17 protein-coding genes are annotated in these 18024 nt (G+C 60.6%); 14 read left to right on the top strand and 3 right to left on the bottom strand.

The window, feature by feature from the left end:
* The first annotated feature begins 203 nt into the window (after positions 1-203).
* From PS14A_RS19025 to PS14A_RS18985, 9 genes are all read left to right on the top strand, one after another.
* Entirely contained in the window at positions 204-935 is a 732-nt protein-coding gene (locus tag PS14A_RS19025; RefSeq protein WP_016773529.1) for a response regulator transcription factor, read from the top strand.
* Positions 925-2394, top strand: coding sequence for an ATP-binding protein (locus PS14A_RS19020; RefSeq protein WP_212616974.1), 1470 nt, complete (start codon positions 925-927; stop codon positions 2392-2394). The genes PS14A_RS19025 and PS14A_RS19020 overlap by 11 nt, the downstream gene beginning before the upstream one ends.
* A gap of 321 nt (positions 2395-2715) precedes the next feature.
* Positions 2716-3975, top strand: coding sequence for an AGE family epimerase/isomerase (locus PS14A_RS19015; RefSeq protein WP_212616973.1), 1260 nt, complete (start codon positions 2716-2718; stop codon positions 3973-3975).
* Between the two features lie 118 nt (positions 3976-4093).
* A complete protein-coding gene (locus PS14A_RS19010; RefSeq protein ID WP_024014061.1) occupies positions 4094-5395 on the top strand; it encodes an ABC transporter substrate-binding protein in 1302 nt (433 codons plus the stop codon).
* A gap of 156 nt (positions 5396-5551) precedes the next feature.
* Positions 5552-6460 carry a sugar ABC transporter permease gene (locus PS14A_RS19005; RefSeq protein WP_016773533.1) on the top strand — a complete coding sequence of 303 codons (909 nt, stop codon included), beginning with the start codon at positions 5552-5554 and terminating at the stop codon, positions 6458-6460.
* Positions 6453-7298 (top strand): carbohydrate ABC transporter permease, encoded by an 846-nt coding sequence (locus tag PS14A_RS19000; protein ID WP_016773534.1) that lies wholly within the window; start codon positions 6453-6455, stop codon positions 7296-7298. Before PS14A_RS19005 ends, PS14A_RS19000 begins: the two co-directional genes overlap by 8 nt.
* 2 nt (positions 7299-7300) lie before the next feature.
* On the top strand, positions 7301-8461 hold the full coding sequence (gene ugpC / locus PS14A_RS18995) for a sn-glycerol-3-phosphate ABC transporter ATP-binding protein UgpC (protein WP_212616972.1): 1161 nt from the start codon (positions 7301-7303) through the stop codon (positions 8459-8461).
* A 193-nt stretch (positions 8462-8654) separates the two neighbouring features.
* Positions 8655-10004 (top strand): carbohydrate porin, encoded by a 1350-nt coding sequence (locus PS14A_RS18990; protein WP_016773536.1) that lies wholly within the window; start codon positions 8655-8657, stop codon positions 10002-10004.
* Between the two features lie 113 nt (positions 10005-10117).
* Positions 10118-10972 (top strand): D-hexose-6-phosphate mutarotase, encoded by an 855-nt coding sequence (locus PS14A_RS18985; RefSeq protein WP_137213988.1) that lies wholly within the window; start codon positions 10118-10120, stop codon positions 10970-10972.
* Between the two features lie 207 nt (positions 10973-11179).
* On the opposite strand, the gene PS14A_RS18980 is transcribed toward PS14A_RS18985, so the two are convergent.
* The gene (locus tag PS14A_RS18980; protein ID WP_169842436.1) at positions 11180-12040 is read right to left on the bottom strand and encodes a MurR/RpiR family transcriptional regulator; all 861 of its coding nucleotides are present in this window, start codon (positions 12038-12040) and stop codon (positions 11180-11182) included.
* A 226-nt stretch (positions 12041-12266) separates the two neighbouring features.
* Here PS14A_RS18980 and zwf point away from each other — a divergent pair, with 226 nt between their 5' ends.
* The 4 genes from zwf to PS14A_RS18960 all read left to right on the top strand — a co-directional run bounded on the left by zwf (position 12267) and on the right by PS14A_RS18960 (position 15933).
* Positions 12267-13733 carry a glucose-6-phosphate dehydrogenase gene (gene zwf / locus PS14A_RS18975; RefSeq protein ID WP_016773537.1) on the top strand — a complete coding sequence of 489 codons (1467 nt, stop codon included), beginning with the start codon at positions 12267-12269 and terminating at the stop codon, positions 13731-13733.
* Complete coding sequence (gene pgl / locus PS14A_RS18970; protein ID WP_212616971.1) at positions 13720-14433, top strand: 6-phosphogluconolactonase; 714 nt, start codon at positions 13720-13722, stop codon at positions 14431-14433. The genes zwf and pgl overlap by 14 nt, the downstream gene beginning before the upstream one ends.
* Positions 14434-14450: 17 nt before the next feature.
* Complete coding sequence (locus PS14A_RS18965) at positions 14451-15116, top strand: bifunctional 4-hydroxy-2-oxoglutarate aldolase/2-dehydro-3-deoxy-phosphogluconate aldolase (protein ID WP_016773539.1); 666 nt, start codon at positions 14451-14453, stop codon at positions 15114-15116.
* 169 nt (positions 15117-15285) lie between these two features.
* Entirely contained in the window at positions 15286-15933 is a 648-nt protein-coding gene (locus PS14A_RS18960) for a hypothetical protein (protein ID WP_212616970.1), read from the top strand.
* Here the strand turns inward: PS14A_RS18960 and PS14A_RS18955 are convergent.
* Both PS14A_RS18955 and PS14A_RS18950 read right to left on the bottom strand, forming a co-directional pair.
* Positions 15863-17044: an aminotransferase class V-fold PLP-dependent enzyme gene (locus PS14A_RS18955; protein ID WP_212616969.1), complete on the bottom strand. Its 1182-nt coding sequence runs from the start codon at positions 17042-17044 to the stop codon at positions 15863-15865. The two genes, PS14A_RS18960 and PS14A_RS18955, sit on opposite strands and share 71 nt — an antisense overlap.
* Before the next feature lie 30 nt (positions 17045-17074).
* Entirely contained in the window at positions 17075-17311 is a 237-nt protein-coding gene (locus tag PS14A_RS18950; RefSeq protein WP_003227425.1) for a DUF3820 family protein, read from the bottom strand.
* A gap of 206 nt (positions 17312-17517) precedes the next feature.
* On the opposite strand from PS14A_RS18950, the gene PS14A_RS18945 reads away from it, so the two are divergent.
* A complete protein-coding gene (locus PS14A_RS18945; protein ID WP_016773542.1) occupies positions 17518-17985 on the top strand; it encodes a PA2169 family four-helix-bundle protein in 468 nt (155 codons plus the stop codon).
* Positions 17986-18024 lie beyond the last annotated feature (39 nt).

The following is an 18024-nucleotide window of genomic DNA, read 5'->3' as shown; positions in this document are numbered from 1 at the left end:
GTGGCGAGGGGATTTATCTGTGGCGAGGGGATTTATCCCCGCTGGGCTGCGAAGCAGCCCCAAAAAGCCCAGGGCTGCTGCGCAACCCAGCAGGCATAATCCCCTCACCACAGGTTTGTTTTCCACAGTGGTTTTGTGGTGTTTGTAAAATCAGCGCTTAAGGCATAATCCGCCCCAACTCCAACAACAAGGATGCCTTCGAAGTGAGCTCAGTCAACAAGTCGATATTGTTGGTCGATGACGACCAGGAAATACGCGAGTTGCTGGAAACCTACCTGACCCGCGCCGGGTTTCAGGTGCGGGCCACCGCCGATGGTGCCGGTTTTCGTCAGGCGCTCAACGAGGCGCCCAGCGATCTGGTGATCCTCGATGTGATGCTGCCCGACGAAGACGGCTTCAGCCTGTGCCGTTGGGTACGCCAGCACCCGCGTCAGGCACAGGTGCCAATCATCATGCTGACCGCCAGTTCCGACGAAGCCGACCGGGTGATCGGTCTCGAACTTGGCGCTGATGACTACCTCGGCAAACCGTTCAGCCCGCGCGAACTGCAAGCGCGGATCAAGGCCCTGCTGCGCCGCGCACAGTTCGCCCACGAACGCAGCGGCAGCGAAGTGCTGGTCTTCGACGACTGGCGCCTGGACACGGTCAGCCATCGGCTGTTCCACACTGACGGCGAGGAAGTGATCCTTTCCGGCGCCGATTTCGCCCTGCTGAAACTGTTCCTCGACCACCCGCAGCAAATCCTCGACCGCGACACCATCGGCAACGCCACCCGTGGCCGCGATCTGATGCCGCTCGATCGCATCGTCGACATGGCCGTCAGCCGTTTGCGCCAACGCCTGCGCGACACCGAAAAACCGCCACGGCTGATCCGCACGGTGCGCGGCAGCGGTTATCAGTTGGCAGCCAATGTGGTTGCCGGCAATGCTCACTGAGGCGCTGCGCAAGTTCGCCAGCCGCATACCGGTGCCGCGCTCGCTGCTCGGGCGGATGCTGCTGCTGACTCTGCTGGCGGTGCTGTTCGCGCAGACGCTGTCGAGCGTGATCTGGGTATCGCAGTTGCGCGCCACTCAACTCGAAGGCCTCGTCACCAGTGCCCGCAGCCTGGCGCATTCGATGACTGCCAGCGTCAGCTATTTCCGTTCCTTGCCAGTGGCCTATCGACCGCTGGTGCTCGATCAGTTGCGCAGCATGGGCGGCACCCGATTTGTCGTGACCCTCAACGATAAGCCGCTGGGCATGGACGTGCTGCCGGTGACGCCGCGCAAGGCTGCGGTGATGCAAGCGGTGGACGAAGTGCTGCGCCAGTCTCTGGGCCATGACACGGATATTTCGGTGACCTTCGTCAGTCCCGAAGACCTGCGCATTTTCAACGCCGGGCTGAAACTTGATGAATTGCCACGCTCCTGGGCGCATTACGCGCTGACCCTGGAGCCGGTGAATCCGCCGGTGCTGGTCACGCAGATTCAAATGGCTCCGGGGGAATGGCTGTACATCGCCTCGTTGCTGCCCGAGCCGTACACCAGTCTCGAAGAGCAAGGCCTGCCGGCGCAGCAGGTGTGGTTTATCGTCCTCACCAGCGGCTTTTTGCTGTTGTTCATCGGCCTGCTGGTGCACTGGCAGAGCCGGCCGCTCAAGCGTCTGGCGCGGGCAGCGCGGGATCTGTCGCTGGGCGCCGACGTCGAGCCGGTGGCGGAGGGCGGTGGCAGTGAAGTGGTCGAAGTCGGCCGCGCGTTCAACACCATGCGCGAACGCATCAGCCGCTACCTGACCGAACGCAGCCAGTTGTTCAGCGCGATTTCCCATGACCTGCGCACGCCAATCACCCGCCTGCGCTTGCGCGTCGAACTGCTCGAGGACGAACAGCTGCAAGCCAAATTCGGCCGCGATCTGGATGAGCTGGAGCTGCTGGTCAAAGGCGCGCTGCAATGCGTGAAAGACACCGACATCCACGAGAACATCGAGCCGGTGGATCTCAATCATGTGCTCGATTGTCTGGTCGAGCCGTATCTGGCGCCGAACGGCAATGGCCGCGTCACCCAGCATGGCCGCGCGCTGTCGGCGTATCCAGGCAAGCCGCTGGCGCTCAAGCGCTGCATCGGCAATCTGATCGACAACGCCTTGAAGTACGGGCAGAACGCGCATCTGCACATTGATGACGATGACAGCGCGTTTGTCCTGCATGTTGATGACGAAGGGCCGGGTGTGCCGCAGCAGCGGCTGGAGCAAGTGTTCGAGCCGCACTTCCGCCTCGCGGGGCAGCAGCAGGGTTATGGGTTGGGCCTGGGCATTGCGCGCAACATTGCCCATAGCCATGGCGGCGAGGTGACGTTGCAAAACCTGCGTGAGGGCGGGTTGCGGGTGACGTTGCAGTTGCCTCGGTCTGTGGATTAGCCCCGAAAAGCCCCTCACCCTAGCCCTCCCGAAACGTCGGACCGCCCAGAGGGAGAGGGGACCGATTGGGGGATGCTGCTGAGGTGCGCTGACCTGTAAATGCGGTGGTGAATCCATAATCGCCAGTATTTTTCAGGTCGACGGAGGACGCAAGACACCTCGGTCGGCCCCCTCTCCCTCCGGGAGAGGGTTGGGGTGAGGGTGCTTTTGCTCTTCTCTTTTGTCACGAGCCAGTGACAAACCCCGTCCCCTTCGTTACAAGCCCGCCCCGGCCCGTTGTTTAGACTGCCCGCAGTCCTAACAACAAAAAAGGGTCACGCCATGGACACCTTTCATCCTGACTTCAGCAGTTGGCTGAACGCCCCTGCCCACCAGCAATGGCTCGCCGCTGAAGGCCTGCGTCTGCTGGATTTCGCCAAGGCTGCGAAGCTGCCCGAAGGCTTCGGCAACCTCGACGAGCGCGGCCGTCTGCCGGCGCACGCGCAAGCCGAAACCATGAACACCGCGCGCATGACCCACAGCTTCGCCATGGCCCACATTCAGGGCCTGCCGGGGTTTGCCGAATTGGTCGACCACGGCATCGCCGCGTTGCGCGGACCTCTGCGTGATGCGCTGCATGGCGGCTGGTTTGCGGTTGCCCAGCATCGCGACGACAACACCGGCAAGAACGCCTACCTGCACGCCTTTGTCGCGCTCGCCGCCAGCTCCGCCGTGGTCGCACAACGGCCCGGCGCCCAGGCCTTGCTCGATGACGCGATCGACATCATCGACACTTATTTCTGGAGCGAAGAAGAGGGCGCCATGCGCGAATTCTTCAACCGCGACTGGAGCGAAGAAGAAGCCTATCGCGGCGCCAACAGCAATATGCACGCGACCGAAGCATTCCTCGCGCTGGCCGATGTCACCGAAGATCCGCGCTGGCTGGTGCGCGCCCAGCGCATCGTCGAGCGGGTGATCCATGGCCACGCTGCTGCCAACGACTACATGGTCATCGAACACTTCGATCGCGACTGGCAACCGCTGCGCGAATACAACCACGACAATCCGGCTGACGGTTTCCGTCCCTACGGCACCACGCCGGGCCATGGTTTCGAGTGGGCGCGCTTGCTCCTGCACCTTGAAGCCGCGCGGGTGCAGGCCGACATGCTTACGCCGGGCTGGCTGGCGACTGATGCGCAAAAACTCTTCGAAAACAATTGCCGCCACGGCTGGGATGTCGATGGTGCGCCGGGCATCGTCTACACCCTCGACTGGGATAACCAGGCTGTCGTTCGCCACCGTCTGCACTGGACGCACGCCGAAGCCAGCGCCGCCGCCAGCGCCTTGCTCAAACGCAGCGGCGACGGGCAATACGAAACCTGGTACCGACTGTTCTGGGAGTTCTGCGAGACGAATTTCATCGACCGCTGCAACGGCAGCTGGCACCACGAACTCAATCCGCAGAATGTCCCGAGTGCCGATATCTGGCCGGGCAAGCCCGATCTGTATCACGCCTGGCAGGCTGTGCTGATTCCGCGATTGCCGCTGGCGCCGAGCATGGCCACGGCTTTGGCGCGGTTGTCCCGGCCTGTTCCTGTGTAACCATGTCGTGACATTTACGCGTCCCTTCGTTACCTGCGAAGCGAAACGCTCTGTTTAAACTCCGTGCAGCGCAAGCACCAGACTTGCAATGCATAACAACAAGAAAGGTACATTTCGAATGAATGCGATTTCTCGCCTCGCTACTGTCATTTCTGTCGCCTCCCTGTTCCCGCTCGCAATCCTGCCGCTCAGTGTCTCCGCTGCCGATTCCAAAGGTTCGGTCGAAGTCGTGCACTGGTGGACCTCCGGTGGCGAAAAAGCCGCTGTCGATGTGCTCAAGGCCCAAGTCGAAAAAGACGGTTTCACCTGGAAAGACGGCGCTGTCGCCGGTGGTGGCGGTGCGACTGCCATGACCGTGCTGAAAAGCCGTGCCGTTGCCGGCAACCCGCCAGGCGTTGCCCAGATCAAAGGCCCGGACATCCAGGAATGGGCGTCGACCGGCCTGCTCGACACCGACGTTTTGAAAGACGTCGCCAAGTCGGAAAAGTGGGACAGTCTGCTCGACAAGAAAGTCTCCGATACCGTGAAGTACGACGGTGATTACGTGGCCGTGCCGGTGAACATTCACCGCGTGAACTGGCTGTGGATCAACCCGGAAGTCTTCAAGAAAGCCGGCATCACCAAGAATCCAACCACCCTCGAAGAGTTCTACGCAGCCGGCGACAAGCTGAAAGCGGCGGGCTTCATTCCGCTCGCCCACGGCGGTCAGCCTTGGCAGGACAGCACCGTGTTCGAAGCCGTGGTGCTCTCGGTCATGGGCGTGGATGGCTACAAGAAAGCCCTGGTCGATCTCGACAACAAAGCGCTGACCGGCCCGGAAATGGTCAAGGCGCTCACTGAGCTGAAGAAAGTCGCGACCTACATGGACGCTGACGGCAAAGGCCAGGACTGGAACCTCGAAGCGGCCAAGGTGATCAACGGCAAGGCCGGCATGCAGATCATGGGTGACTGGGCCAAGTCCGAATGGACCGCCGCCAAGAAAGTCGCCGGCAAGGACTACGAGTGCGTAGCGTTCCCGGGCACCGACAAGGCGTTCACCTACAACATCGACTCGCTGGCCGTGTTCAAGCAGAAGGACGCAGGCACTGCGGCCGGTCAGCAGGACATCGCCAAAGTCGTGCTGGGTGAGAACTTCCAGAAAGTCTTCAGCATCAACAAAGGCTCGATCCCGGTGCGCAACGACATGTTGAACAACATGGACAAGCTCGGCTTCGATTCCTGCGCGCAGACCGCTGCCAAGGACTTCCTCGCGGACGCCAAGTCCGGCGGCCTGCAACCGAGCATGGCGCACAACATGGCGACCACGCTGGCCGTGCAGGGCGCGTTCTTTGACGTAGTCACCAACTACATCAACGACCCGAAAGCAGACCCGGCCGATGCGGCGAAGAAACTCGGCGCGGCAGTTCAGTCGGCCAAATAGGCGTCGGTAGCACAGGCTTCTCCTGTGGGAGCGAGCCTGCTCGCGAAGGCGTTGTGTCAGTTGCTCCATCCGTCGACTGACACACCGCATTCGCGAGCAGGCTCGCTCCCACAAGGGATCTCACTGTAGTTTTTATTCCCTGTACTGGATTTCCCCATGAGTTCTGTTGCTGTGTTCAGCAAGGCCTCGCCGTTCGATGCATTGCAGCGCTGGCTACCGAAACTGGTGCTGGCGCCGAGCATGTTCATCGTGCTGGTGGGCTTCTATGGCTACATCCTGTGGACGTTCATTCTGTCGTTCACCACCTCGACTTTCCTGCCCAACTACAAGTGGGCCGGTCTGGCGCAATACGCGCGGTTGTTCGACAACGATCGCTGGTGGGTGGCGAGCAAGAACCTCGCCGTGTTCGGCGGCATGTTCATCGGCATTACCCTGGTGATCGGCGTGTTGCTGGCGGTGTTCCTCGACCAGCGCATCCGTCGCGAAGGCTTTATCCGCACCATTTACCTGTACCCGATGGCACTCTCGATGATCGTCACCGGTACCGCGTGGAAATGGCTGCTCAACCCGGGCATGGGCCTGGACAAATTGTTGCGTGACTGGGGCTGGGAAGGTTTCCGTCTGGACTGGCTGATCGACCCTGATCGCGTGGTCTACTGCCTGGTGATTGCCGCTGTGTGGCAAGCCTCGGGCTTCATCATGGCGATGTTCCTCGCCGGCCTGCGTGGCGTCGATCAATCGATCATCCGTGCCGCCCAGATCGACGGCGCGAGCATGCCGCGCATCTACTGGAAAGTCGTGCTGCCAAGCCTGCGTCCGGTGTTCTTCAGTGCGGTGATGATCCTCGCGCACATCGCGATCAAGAGCTTCGACCTCGTTGCGGCAATGACCGCCGGCGGCCCGGGTTATTCCTCCGACCTGCCAGCGATGTTCATGTATTCCTTCACCTTCAGTCGCGGCCAGATGGGCATGGGCTCGGCCAGTGCGATTCTGATGCTCGGTGCGATCCTCGCGATCATCGTGCCTTACCTGTACTCCGAGCTGAGGACCAAGCGTCATGACTAGTCTTGCTGCCAAACCTGCGATCAGCTTCAGTCGCATCGCGATCTACGCGGTGCTGATCCTTGCGGTGTTCCTCTATCTGGTGCCGTTGGTGGTGATGTTGCTGACCAGCTTCAAGACCCCGGAAGACATCAGCACCGGCAACCTGCTGAGCTGGCCGACCGTGGTCAGCGGCATTGGCTGGGTCAAGGCCTGGGCCACGGTTGACGGCTACTTCTGGAACTCGATCAAGATCACCGTACCGGCGGTAATCATCTCCACCGCCATCGGTGCGTTGAACGGTTACGTGCTGTCGATGTGGCGCTTCCGTGGTTCGCAATTGTTCTTCGGTCTGCTGCTGTTCGGCTGCTTCCTGCCGTTCCAGACCGTGCTGCTGCCAGCCTCGTTCACCCTCGGCAAGATGGGCCTGGCGAGCACCACCACCGGCCTGGTCTTCGTGCACGTGGTCTACGGTCTGGCGTTCACCACGCTTTTTTTCCGCAACTACTACGTGAGCATCCCCGATGCGCTGGTCAAGGCTGCGCGGCTGGATGGCGCGGGGTTCTTCACGATTTTCCGCCGCATCATCCTGCCGATGTCGACGCCGATCATCATGGTCTGCCTGATCTGGCAGTTCACCCAGATCTGGAACGACTTCCTGTTCGGTGTGGTGTTCTCCAGCGGTGATTCGCAACCGATCACCGTGGCGCTGAACAACCTGGTCAACACCAGCACCGGCGCCAAGGAATACAACGTGGATATGGCAGCGGCGATGATCGCCGGCCTGCCGACCCTGCTGGTCTATGTGGTCGCAGGCAAGTATTTCGTGCGCGGGCTGACGGCCGGCGCGGTCAAGGGGTAATCATGGCTACGCTTGAACTTCGCAACGTAAACAAGACCTACGGGGCCGGCCTGCCGGACACCCTGAAGAACATCGAACTGTCGATCAAGGACGGTGAATTCCTGATCCTCGTCGGCCCGTCGGGCTGCGGCAAATCGACCTTGATGAACTGCATCGCCGGTCTGGAAACCATCACCGGCGGCGCGATCATGATCGGTGATCAGGACGTCAGCGGCATGAGCCCCAAGGATCGCGACATCGCCATGGTGTTTCAGTCCTACGCGCTGTACCCGACCATGAGCGTGCGCGAGAACATCGAGTTCGGCCTGAAGATTCGCAAGATGCCACAAGCAGCGATCGACGAAGAAGTCGCGCGCGTGGCCAAGCTGTTGCAGATCGAACACCTGCTCAATCGCAAGCCGGGCCAGCTCTCCGGTGGTCAGCAACAGCGCGTGGCGATGGGCCGTGCTCTGGCGCGGCGGCCGAAGATCTACCTGTTCGACGAACCGCTGTCGAACCTCGACGCCAAGCTGCGCGTCGAGATGCGCACCGAAATGAAACTGATGCACCAGCGCCTGAAAACCACCACGGTCTACGTGACCCACGACCAGATCGAAGCAATGACTCTGGGCGACAAGGTCGCGGTGATGAAGGACGGCATCATTCAGCAATTCGGTACGCCGAAAGACATCTACAACAACCCGGCCAACCTGTTCGTGGCGAGTTTCATCGGTTCGCCGCCGATGAACTTCATTCCCCTGCGTTTGCAGCGCAAGGACGGTCGTCTGCTGGCGCTGCTCGACAGCGGCCAGGCGCGTTGCGAATTGCCGATGAGCATGCAGGACGCCGGGCTTGAAGACCGCGAAGTGATCCTCGGCCTGCGCCCGGAGCAGATCTGTCTGGCGAACGGCGAGGGCAATGGTCTGCCGAGCATCCGCGCCGAAGTGCAGGTCACCGAACCGACCGGTCCGGACACCCTGGTGTTCGTCAATTTGAACGACACCAAGGTCTGCTGCCGACTGGCGCCGGACGTGGCACCGCAGGTGGGCGAAAGCCTGACACTGCAGTTCGATCCATCGAAAGTGTTGTTGTTCGATGCCAATACCGGCGAGCGTCTGGGCGTTGCGGGCCAGGTGCAGACAGAGACCCGGTCGGCGAATGTGGCGCAGTTCAAAGGCCGCTGAAGTACAAAATGTGGGAGCGAGCCTGCTCGCGAAAGCGGTCTGACATCCAGCATTGATGTCGCCTGATACACCGCATTCGCGAGCAGGCTCGCTCCCACAGGGGGCAAGCAGTGCCCGGCCTGTCGAGCACTGCACTTTATGTAAACCGCGTTAGATAAAAACAGTTAATAACAATAAAGACGAGGATGTAGGGATGAAAAAGAAACACGTCAATGCCCGGTTGATCTGCCAGGTTTCAGCGGCAGCTGCACTGGTGCTGGCCGGTAATGCGATGGCGGCGGATGCCTTCAGCTCCGACTCCAAATGGATGACCGGCGACTGGGGCGGCGAGCGCACCAAGCTGATCGAGCAGGGTATCGACATCAAGGCCGACTACGTTGGCGAGATGGGCGCCAACCTGAACGGCGGCTACAACGACGACAAGACTGCGCGTTACGCTGACCAGTTCGGTCTGGGCGTGGCCCTTGACCTGCAGAAGCTGTGGGGCTGGGACAACACCCAAGCGAAGATCCAGCTGACCAATCGTAACGGCTACAACATCTCCAACGACCGCGTTGGCGATCCGCGTGCCGGCACCCTCAGCTCCTCGCAGGAAGTCTACGGCCGTGGCCACATGGTGCGTCTGACCCAACTGTGGATTCAGCACCAGTTCTTCGACAACAAGCTCGACGTCAAGGCCGGTTACTTCGGCGAAGGCGAAGATTTCAACACCTTCCCGTGCGACTTCCAGAACCTGGCGTTCTGCGGTTCGCAAGTGGGTAACTGGGCGACCAACATCTGGTACAACTGGCCAGTCAGCCAGGCCGCTATCCGCGTGAAGTACAACATCAACGACGAGCTCTACGCGCAGATCGGCGCGTACAACCAGAACCCGTCGCAGCTGGAACACGGCAACGGCTTCAAGCTCAGCGGCAGTGGCACCAAGGGTACCGTGCTGCCGGTTGAGTTGGTCTGGTCGCCGAAGGTCAACAGCCTGCCGGGCGAATACCGCGTCGGTTACTACAAGAGCACGGCGGATGCCGACGACGTTCGCGAAGACGTCAACGGTCTCGATGCGGCAACGACCGGTGATGACTACAAGTCGCACAACAGCAAAAGCGGTTACTGGTTCGTTGCGCAACAGCAACTCACCAGCCACAACGGTGATGCGACTCGCGGTCTGAACATCGCTGCCAACGCGACTTTCCACGACAAGGACACCAACTTCATCGACAACTACCAGTCGGTGATGTTTGTCTACAAAGGCCCGTTCGATGCGCGTCCGAAGGATGACATCGGTATCGGCGCGGCGCGTATCCACGTCAACAAGGACGTCAAGCGCAACGCTGAACTGCTGAACGCTGCGAACGGTGTGTCCGACTACGACAACGCCGCGTTCTCGCCGATTCGTGAGACCGAGTACAACTACGAACTCAACTACGGCATCCATGTCACCAACTGGCTGACCGTGCGTCCCAACCTGCAATACATCACCCATCCGGGCGGTGTGGATGAAGTCGATAACGCTTTGGTCGCTGGCCTGAAAATTCAGTCAACGTTCTGACGCGTCTGCGATAAGCTCCTCTCTATGTGCGCATTTTGCGGACAGCCAAGGCTGTCCGCTTTTTTTTGGAGGGTTCGCACCGCCCATGAAAGTTGAATTCGGAACCGTAGCCAATGCATGAGCATCCGCTGCAACGCTTCTTCAAATCCCTGCGCGAGCGACCGGTGTTCGCCTGGGAGCGCTATCAGATGCGCGACGTGCTGGTGATCGATCATCCGCTGTGTCAGGCGGTGTTCAGTCGTCAGGGTGCGCAGTTGCTGCATTTTCAACCGCGCGGGCAGAAGCCGTGGTTGTGGTGCGCGGCGAAGTGGCCGCATGTCGGCGCGATTCGCGGTGGCGTGCCGGTGTGCTGGCCGTGGTATGGCCGTCATCCGAGCGAAAACGCGTGGCCGTCGCATGGTTGGGCGCGATTGCTCGACTGGAAACTGCTCGACAGCAGCAGCGCCGAAGACGGCGTGCGCCTGCACTGGCAATTGCAACTGTGCGATTGGCAGGTCGACCTGCACGCGCACCTGGGCGAACGCATGGAGTTACGCCTGAGCACCGAGCATCAGGACGACATGCCGTGCCAGTTGAGCCAGGCTTTGCACGCTTACTGGCGTATTGGCGATGTCGGTGAGATAGCGCTGTCTGGGCTCGAAGGCGCGCAGGGTTATGACCAGTTGAACCGTCAGATTTGTCAGCAGGAAGGTGAGTTGCGCGTCGATGGCGGCTGTCAGCGGGTGTTCCAGCATGACGGCGAATTACAGCTCAAGGATCACGCCTGGCAGCGCGAGTTGTGCATCGATACCGGTGACAGCGGCGACACCGTCGTCTGGCATCCCGGCGCGCGGCCGTTGCTGGGGGTGAGCTGGGACGAGATTTCCGAATTCGTCTGTGTGGAGGCAGCGGCGGGCGGCACGGACAGCCTGCACCTGGCGCCGGGGGAGAAGGCGCATTTGAGTTTGCAGGCGTGGGCGGCTGCTTGAGTGTGTCAGCCACATCGTAGCCCCTCACCCTAGCCCTCTCCCGGGGGAGAGGGGACCGAATGGGGGATATTCGAGAGATTCGCCGACCTGAATGAATGTCGGTGAATCCATAATCGACTCAGTGTTTCAGGTCGATGTAGATCGCCAGACACCTCGGTCGGCTCCCTCTCCCTCCGGGAGAGGGCTGGGGTGAGGGGCTTTTGATCTTTAGTTGAATTCGTCCCCAACCGGATACCGGCTGGCATTCAAACTCTCTTTGATCTTGCGCAAATGCGGCTGGAAATCCACCCCGCGGCGCAAGGTCATCCCCGTCGCCAGCACATCCAGCACCGTCAACTGAATGATCCGCGACGTCATCGGCATATAAATGTCGGTGTCTTCCGGCAACGGAATATTCAGGCTCAAGGTACTCGCCTTGGCCAGTGGCGAATTCTCCGCCGTCAGGCCCAAAACCGAAGCGCCGTTCTCCCGGGCGATCCGCGCCACTTCCACCAGCTCGCGGGTACGTCCGGTGTAGGAAATGATCACAAACAGCTCGCCGGTATGCGCCACCGAAGCAATCATTCGCTGCATCAGCACATCGGCATGCGCGGTGACCGCGAGGTTGAAGCGGAAGAATTTGTGCTGCGCATCCAGCGCCACCGGGGCTGAAGCGCCGAGGCCGAAGAAGTGGATCTGCCGCGCCTGGATCAACAGGTCGACGGCGCGGCTGATCAGGTTCGGGTCGAGTGCCTGGCAAGCGCTGTCCAGCGAGGCGATGGCGCTGCCGAAAATCTTCTGCGTATAGGCTTCGGGATTGTCGTCGGCCTCGACCGCGCGGCTGACATACGCCGCACCACTGGCCAGGCTCTGCGCCAATTGCAGCTTGAGTTCGGGATAACCGCTGACACCGAACGAGCGGCAGAAACGGTTGACCGTCGGTTCGCTCACCGAGGCGGCCTGGGCGAGGGCGGCGATGCTGAAGCGGGTGGCCTGCTGCGGGTTGAGCAGGATCACCTCGGCGACCTTACGTTCGGCCTTGTTCAGCTCTTCAAGGCGACTCTGGATCTGTTCCAGTAAATTTCGCACGCGGTCCATATGGAATTCCTGATTCACCGACGCAGAGTTGCGTCGGGCTATGCAAATTGGGCCTTTGATATGGCCCGTGACGGTGGCCTATCCTACTGATGCGTCCGGGCGACCACCACTCGGATTGAGTATTCTGCGAAAATGTTGTGGTTATTACTACATTTTCCCTTGAGTGATGCCTTGAAAAAAGGTATTTGTAGCTTAACTTGATAAAAGAACAAACATCATGCCTTCCATTACGGTTGAACCGTGCACCTTTGCCTTGTTCGGCGCGCTTGGCGATCTGGCCCTGCGCAAGCTGTTTCCTGCCCTGTATCACCTTGACGGTGCCGACCTGCTGCACGAGGACACGCGCATCATTGCGCTGGCCCGTGAGCCCGGCAGCGAGCAGCAGCACATGGCGTTCATCGCCGCCGAATTGCGCCGTTACGTCGGCAAAGAGCTGAACGAAACCGTAGCCGAGCGCTTTCTCGCGCGCCTGACCTATCTGCACGTCGACTTCCTCAAGGCTGAGGATTATGTGGCGCTGGCGGAACTGGCCGGCAGCAGCCAGCGCATGATTGCCTACTTCGCCACCCCGGCGGCGGTGTACGGCGCAATCTGCGAGAACCTCGAGAAAGTCGGTCTGGCCGAAAACACTCGGGTGGTGCTGGAAAAGCCGATCGGCTCTGACCTGGAGTCGTCGCGCAAGGTCAACGACGCAGTAGCGCAGTTCTTCCCGGAAGACCGCACCTACCGTATCGACCACTATCTGGGCAAAGAGACCGTTCAGAACCTGATCGCCCTGCGTTTCGCCAACAGCCTGTTCGAAACCCAGTGGAACCAGAATTACATCTCCCACGTGGAAATCACCGTGGCCGAGAAGGTCGGCATCGAAGGCCGTTGGGGCTATTTCGACAAGGCCGGCCAACTGCGCGACATGATCCAGAATCACCTGTTGCAGCTGCTCTGCCTGATTGCCATGGACCCGCCGGCCGACCTGTCCGCCGACAGCATCCGTGACGAGAAAGTGAAGGTGCTCAAGGCGCTCGCGCCGATCAGCCCGGAAGGCCTGACCACTCAGGTCGTGCGCGGCCAGTACATCGCCGGCCACAGCGAGGGGAAATCCGTTCCGGGTTACCTCGAAGAACCGAATTCCAACACCCAGAGCGACACCGAAACCTTCGTCGCCCTGCGTGCCGATATCCGCAACTGGCGCTGGGCCGGCGTGCCGTTCTACCTGCGTACCGGCAAGCGCATGCCGCAGAAGCTGTCGCAGATCGTCATCCACTTCAAGGAACCGTCGCACTACATTTTCGCCCCGGAGCAGCGTCTGCAGATCAGCAACAAACTGATCATCCGCCTGCAACCGGACGAAGGCATTTCCTTGCGCGTGATGACCAAAGAGCAGGGCCTGGACAAGGGTATGCAACTGCGCAGCGGCCCGCTGCAACTGAATTTCTCCGACACCTGGCGTAGCGCGCGGATTCCCGATGCCTATGAGCGGTTGTTGCTGGAAGTGATGAACGGCAATCAGAACCTGTTTGTCCGTAAAGATGAAATCGAAGCCGCGTGGAAGTGGTGTGACCAGTTAATCGCCGGGTGGAAGAAATCCGGTGACGCGCCCAAGCCGTATGCGGCCGGGTCGTGGGGGCCGATGAGCTCCATTGCTTTGATCACGCGGGACGGGAGGTCGTGGTATGGCGATATCTGATGTGCAACTGCCGACGGGCGTGACTGCCCGCGAATTCACCAGCCCGGTGCTGCTCGCCGAAGGCCTGGCGCTGAACGTTGCCAAGCAACTGAGCGACGCCATTGCGGCACGCGGCAACACGGTGCTGGTGGTGTCTGGCGGGCGCAGCCCGGTCGCGTTCTTCCAGCACCTGGCCAAGCAGGAGCTGGACTGGTCGAAGGTCATTGTGACCCTGGCCGACGAACGCTGGGTGCCGGTGGAACATGCCGACAGCAATGCCGGCCTGCTCAAGCAGTATCTGCTCAAAGGCCCGGCAGCCAAGGCGCAGTTCCTCAGCCTCTACAGCGCGGCGGCCAACGTCGAGCAGGCTGCGGAACAGGCTGATCGCTTGCTTGCCGAATTGCCGCCGATTGATGTGCTGGTGCTGGGCATGGGCGATGACGGCCACACCGCGTCGCTGTTCCCCGACAGCCCGAACCTCGCCGAAGCGCTGCAAGCCGATGGCACGCGCCGTTGCTGGCCGATGCTGGCGCCGAGCGTGCCACGTCAGCGCCTGACCATGAGCCGTGCGCTGCTGGCCTCGGCCAAGCACAAGATTCTGTCGATTTCCGGTCAATCGAAACTGACCACCCTGAATGCCGCGCTGGCATCCGATGACGTTGCGGCCATGCCGGTGCGCGCGTTTCTGCAACCTACGTTAGAGATTTACTGGTGCCCATGAGCCAAGGAACAGCCGCTATGACAACCCCATCCCCGACCGTTTCCATGGCGGACAAAGTTGCCCTGATCGACAGTCTCTGCGCCAAGGCGCGGATCCTGCCAGTGATCACCATCGCCCGCGAACAGGACGTGCTGCCACTGGCCGACGCCCTCGCCGCCGGTGGCCTGACCGCGCTGGAAGTGACCCTGCGTTCGCAGTTCGGCCTCAAGGCCATTCAGATCCTGCGCGAACAGCGCCCGGAACTGATGACCGGTGCCGGCACCGTGCTCGACCGCAACATGCTCGCAGCGGCGGAAGCGGCCGGCTCGCAATTCATCGTCACCCCGGGCATCACCCGCGACCTGCTCGAAGCCAGCGTCGACAGCCCGATTCCGTTGTTGCCGGGCATCAGCAACGCCTCGGGGATCATGGAAGGCTACGGTCTGGGCTATCGCCGCTTCAAGCTGTTCCCGGCGGAAGTCAGCGGTGGCGTGGCGGCAATCAAGGCGCTCGGCGGCCCGTTCGGCGAAGTGAAGTTCTGCCCGACTGGCGGCGTCGGCCCGGCCAATATCAAGAGCTACATGGCGCTGAAAAACGTCATGTGCGTGGGCGGTAGCTGGATGCTTGATCCGGAATGGATCAAGAACGGCGACTGGGCCCGCATTCAGGAATGCACCGCCGAGGCCCTGGCGTTGCTGGACTGATTCTCACCCGACACCTCGTTGTGTGCTTTACGGCTTTATGGTGCGCTTGGTCGGCGCACCTTTTTTTGCGCTGAAAAAAGTGCCGGTACATGTCGCGATACATAGTTACTGCACGCTGTCTTTTTCACGGAGTTAACCTGCGTTCATCTTATGGAAGAGAGAACGCCTCATGGACGACTTTCAGTCTCTGACCCTTGCGCCACAATCCCCTTATCAACCGAAGCAACTTCCCCTCGGCCGCCCCGATCGGCCCGCAGCCGAATCCCATGTGCGCAATATCAGCCAGGGCGTCGAAGGCCTGCCGCTGATCCTGCGTCTTTCGCTGGTCGATGCGATGACCAGCGAGCCGGTTATCGGTGCGCTGGTGCTCATTCGGCAGACGGTTGATACCGACACCAGCCTGTGCGGCATTCAATCGACCGACAGCCATGGCATCGTCCGTTTCACCAGTGTCTATCCGGATCGAGCGGTGCACGGCGCTGCTTGCCTGAAGCTGAGCGTATTCATTCCCGGCGACGAAGCAGGAGCGCAAGCTCACCACGAGGCCTGGGCCGGCACCTTGCATTTGCCCGGCCACTGCGGCTGTGAAGCTGCCGCCGAGGACGCCATGCAGTTGGTATTGCAGCCGATCGCCGGCGCCGATCTTGAAGACGGTGCCTTCGCTTGCCAGACCCTCGGCATCGACACGTTCGCCGTGTCGTCGCAGTTGGGTCTTGAAGGCTACGAAAAAACTCCGGAGCGCCGTTCTAGCGCAGCTGGTTCAATGCGTGAACCAACTGCTCCATCTCGCCGGCCGTGGTGGTCAGCCCCGGTGTGATGCGAATGCACGGCCCGCACGCGGCGCCGGTGCGCACCACGGTGAACAGGTTGAATTCGCCGAGCAGACGCTCGGCCATGGCCTGCTGATCGGCATGCCGGGTGAAGCGCATAGCGGTGATCCCGCAATAAAGTTGCGGATCGTCCGGCGTCAGTACCTCGATGCCTGGCAGATGCCGCACGGCGTTGACCCACAGGTTGCGCAGGTAATTCAGGCGTGGGCTTTTGGCTGCGGCGCCGCCGAGGGCGTCGTGCTCTTCGAACACCAGCGGCAAGGTCATCAGCGCCGGAATGTTCGGCGTGCTGTACGAGGTGCGCGCGCGAATATCGGTGACCGGGTAATGCATCTCGCCCATGTCCGGATCAATGTCGGCCAGACGCTGCGGAGCGATGTAGATGAAGCCAAGGGTCAACGGTGCGCCGATCCATTTGTGCAGGTTGTAACCGGCGAAGGCGATGCCCAAGGCTTGCAGGTCAAATTCAATCTGGCCGAGAGCGTGGGCACCGTCGAGGATGATGTCTACGCCGTGCTCTTTGGCCAGCGCGGCGATGGCTTGTACCGGCATGACCAGGCCGGTGCGATGGGTGACATGGGTCAGCGCCATCAGTTTAAGTTTCGGGTGGCGGGTGAAAGCTTCGCGGTAGCTTTCCAGCAGGCTGTCGAAACTGGCCGGGTGGCGGTGGGATATTTCGATAACCTCAACGCCACGGTGTTTCGCCAGCCAGCGCATGGCGCCCTTGACCGTGTCGTACTCGAGGTCGCAGATCAGCACCTGATCGCCCGGTTGCAGGCGATTGTAATTGCGGATCAGCGATTGCAGGCCTTCGGTGGCATTGCGCGTCAGCGCCACGCTTTGCGCGCGTACGCCAATCAGTTCTGCCAGTTGCGCGCGGATTTCGAGGTTGCCGTGCTGCTCGAAGCGTTGCCGCGCATAAACCGAGTTGCTGGTGTTGATCAGCTCGATGTTGCGCTGGTACTCCTCGATCACCGTGCGCGACATGCGCCCGAAGTAACCGTTTTCCAGATTGACCGGGCCGGGCTGCACATCGTATCGGTCGGCGAATGTCTGCCAGAAGGCTTCGTCACGGGCGCGGCGGGTGTTGTCAGGCATGGTCGACAAGGCTCAAGAGAGGAGGGCGCATCAGTGGCGCGGGGCGGGTTTGCCATGTTTGGCGCGTAGCGGCTCGAGCAGGTCGGACAAGCCGTTGTGGTCGATCTCCTGCATCAACGCCAACAGGCCACCGAGTTCGCCGTGGGGAAAACCTTCGCGGGCGAACCAGTTCAGATAGGGGCCAGGCAAGTCGGCAATGATCCGCCCTTTGTATTTGCCGAAGGGCATCTCGCGGGTGATCAACAGTTCGAGTTTTTCCGGATTCATCAGCACGCTTCATCGATTCACATGACAGCCTGGAAAATACAGGCATTCTGCATGCAGGCCAAATGACAGATCATGCAAAAAACCAGCATACAGATGGTTCAATCTTTCTTAAGTCACTGAAAACAAAGATATTTTTATCCGAAGCGAAGCTGGCACGCACACTGCAATATCCCTTGCATCTTCAACCCATCGCAAGGAATTGAAAAATGACCGACATGAATAAAGAAGCCATTTCTGTACTCAACGACCTGATTGAAACCTGCAAGGACGGTCAGGAAGGGTTCAAGACTTGCGCCGAAGACATCAAGCACCCAGAACTGAAAACCCTGTTCGTGCAGCGCTCCGCCGATTGCGCCACCGCAGCAGCCGAGCTGCAGGCTCAGGTACGTTCGCTGGGCGGTGATCCGGAAACTTCGACCAGCGTCGCCGGTGATCTGCACCGTCGCTGGGTCGATGTGAAATCCATGTTCACCGGCAAAGACGAAGAGGCTGTGCTGAACGAAGCCGAGCGCGGTGAAGACCATGCGCTGAAGGCTTATCGTGAAGCGATCGAGAAGATCAACAAGCACAATCTGGTGGGCATCAAGGATCTGGTTGAGCGTCAGTACCACGGCGTACAACGCAACCACGACCAGGTGAAAGCCCTGCGCAACCAGGCTCGTGCCAACTCGTAAGAGTTAGTCGGCTGATAAAAAACGCCAGCTCGTCTGGCG

The organism is Pseudomonas sp. 14A, from assembly GCF_018132745.1.
GTDB classification, from domain to species: domain Bacteria; phylum Pseudomonadota; class Gammaproteobacteria; order Pseudomonadales; family Pseudomonadaceae; genus Aquipseudomonas; species Aquipseudomonas mercuritolerans.
This window is presented reverse-complemented; position numbering and strand designations above follow the sequence as displayed.

Bases quoted from the DNA above. Each gene is read 5' to 3' on its own strand.
- PS14A_RS19020 (WP_212616974.1), top strand. From the start codon at position 925: ATGCTCACTGAGGCGCTGCGCAAGTTCGCCAGCCGCATACCGGTGCCG.
- PS14A_RS19015 (WP_212616973.1), top strand. From the start codon at position 2,716: ATGGACACCTTTCATCCTGACTTCAGCAGTTGGCTGAACGCCCCTGCC.
- PS14A_RS19010 (WP_024014061.1), top strand. From the start codon at position 4,094: ATGAATGCGATTTCTCGCCTCGCTACTGTCATTTCTGTCGCCTCCCTG.
- PS14A_RS19005 (WP_016773533.1), top strand. From the start codon at position 5,552: ATGAGTTCTGTTGCTGTGTTCAGCAAGGCCTCGCCGTTCGATGCATTG.
- PS14A_RS19000 (WP_016773534.1), top strand. From the start codon at position 6,453: ATGACTAGTCTTGCTGCCAAACCTGCGATCAGCTTCAGTCGCATCGCG.
- ugpC (WP_212616972.1), top strand. From the start codon at position 7,301: ATGGCTACGCTTGAACTTCGCAACGTAAACAAGACCTACGGGGCCGGC.
- PS14A_RS18990 (WP_016773536.1), top strand. From the start codon at position 8,655: ATGAAAAAGAAACACGTCAATGCCCGGTTGATCTGCCAGGTTTCAGCG.
- PS14A_RS18985 (WP_137213988.1), top strand. From the start codon at position 10,118: ATGCATGAGCATCCGCTGCAACGCTTCTTCAAATCCCTGCGCGAGCGA.
- zwf (WP_016773537.1), top strand. From the start codon at position 12,267: ATGCCTTCCATTACGGTTGAACCGTGCACCTTTGCCTTGTTCGGCGCG.
- pgl (WP_212616971.1), top strand. From the start codon at position 13,720: ATGGCGATATCTGATGTGCAACTGCCGACGGGCGTGACTGCCCGCGAA.
- PS14A_RS18965 (WP_016773539.1), top strand. From the start codon at position 14,451: ATGACAACCCCATCCCCGACCGTTTCCATGGCGGACAAAGTTGCCCTG.
- PS14A_RS18960 (WP_212616970.1), top strand. From the start codon at position 15,286: ATGGACGACTTTCAGTCTCTGACCCTTGCGCCACAATCCCCTTATCAA.
- PS14A_RS18955 (WP_212616969.1), bottom strand. From the start codon at position 17,044: ATGCCTGACAACACCCGCCGCGCCCGTGACGAAGCCTTCTGGCAGACA.
- PS14A_RS18950 (WP_003227425.1), bottom strand. From the start codon at position 17,311: ATGAATCCGGAAAAACTCGAACTGTTGATCACCCGCGAGATGCCCTTC.
- PS14A_RS18945 (WP_016773542.1), top strand. From the start codon at position 17,518: ATGACCGACATGAATAAAGAAGCCATTTCTGTACTCAACGACCTGATT.